The 1,587-nt window shown below is 75.7% G+C and carries 1 protein-coding gene; it reads right to left on the minus strand.

The window, feature by feature from the left end; genetic code table 11:
• Window positions 1-1,587 (minus strand): acyltransferase domain-containing protein (locus tag VGX25_RS34970; RefSeq protein ID WP_326922272.1); only part of this gene is annotated, 1,587 nt, incomplete at both ends.

The following is a 1,587-nucleotide window of genomic DNA, read 5'->3' on the forward strand; positions in this document are numbered from 1 at the left end:
GCCCCCGCGCCGGCTCGGGCCGCGCGGGATCGTCGAGCAGGTTCTCGGCGACGTCGAGCAGCGAGCTGTCCCCGAGCAGGTCCGCGAGCATCACGTGCAGGCCGAGGTCCTGCTTGAGCCGCAGCCGCAACCGGGCGGCGAGCACCGAGTCCATGCCGGTGAGGCACAGCGGCACCGTCGCGTCGATCGTGTCGGCGGACACCGCCAGCATCTCGGCCAGCCGCCGGGCGATGTCCTCGGCCAGCTCCTTCGCCGACATGCCGGCGGGTGGTGGGGTCGGGTCGGGGGGAGCGGCGGACCTGCGGACCGATCCCAGCGAGCGGACCCCCGCTCGCTCGCCCGGCCGCACCCGGGTGGGCGGGGCCTCGGATCTGACCCAGAACTTCCGGTGCTGCCACGGATATGTCGGAAGCGGGACGAACCGCGCGCCCTCGTACAGCCGGGCCCAGTCCGGCACGCAGCCCCGCACGTACGCCGTGCCGAGCGCGGACCGCAGGCACTCGCCCCCGGGCGCCTCGCGCAGCAGCGACGGCACGGCGACGGAGTCCGCGCCGCACAGGTCGATCGCGTCCTCGATCGCCGCGATCAGCAGCGGGTGCGGGCTGATCTCGATGAACAGGGTCGGCGCCCACTCGGCGAGCACGGCGCGCACGGCCGAGCCGAAGCGCACTGGCGCCCGGAAGTTCGTCCACCAGTACGCGGCGTCGAGCTCGTCGCCGGACACCACGCGGTCAAGGGCGGTCGAGTGCATCGGAATCGCGCCGGGCCGCGGGTGGACGCCGGCGAGCGCGGCGAGCAGGGCGTCCCGCAGGGGCTCGACGCTCGGCGAGTGGGCCGCGTAGTTGACCCGGATCTGCCGGCAGAACACGTCGCGCTCGCGCAGCGGCCCGACCACGGCGGCCAGCGCGTCCGGGTCGCCGGCCAGCACGGTGGTGCTGTCGCTGTTGACCACCGCCACGCTCACCCGGTCGGCCCGGTCGCCGATCGCCGCCCGCGCCTCGCGCTCGCCGAGCTCCACCGCCACCATCTCACCCGGGTTCGGCAGCGTGCCGGGCAGCGCGCTGCGCCGGCAGATCACCGCGGCCCCGTCGCGCGGGGTCAGCGCGCCGGCCGTGGTCGCCGCCGCGACCTCGCCCATGCTGTGCCCGATGACCAGGTCCGGCTCGATCCCCCAGTGCCGCCACAGCGTGGCCAGGCTGACCTGGATCGCCCACAGGGCGGGCTGGATCTCCTGCTCGCCGGCCAGTGGAGTCTCGGAGCGCAGCCGGTCGACGAGCGACCAGCCGCGCTCGGCGTGAATCAGCTCGTCGCACTCGCGCATGGCCCGCTCGAACACCGGCTCGGTGGCGAGCAGGTCCCGGGTCATGCCGAACCACTGCGATCCCTGGCCGGAGAAGACGAACACCACCCTGGCCCGCCGGTCGGCCCGCCCGCTTGCCGCCAGCGCCGGGCTCAGCGGATCGGGGTTGGCGAACCGCCGCAGCGCCTCGATCAGCGTGCGGCGGTCCGGCGCCGCGATGGCCACCCGGTGCGGCAGGGGGGCCCGGCGCGCGCCGGCGCTGAAGCAGACGTCGGCCGGGTCGGGCG

Origin of the sequence: Actinophytocola sp. (assembly GCF_035942955.1) — a bacterium.
Lineage (GTDB): Bacteria > Actinomycetota > Actinomycetes > Mycobacteriales > Pseudonocardiaceae > DASYTH01.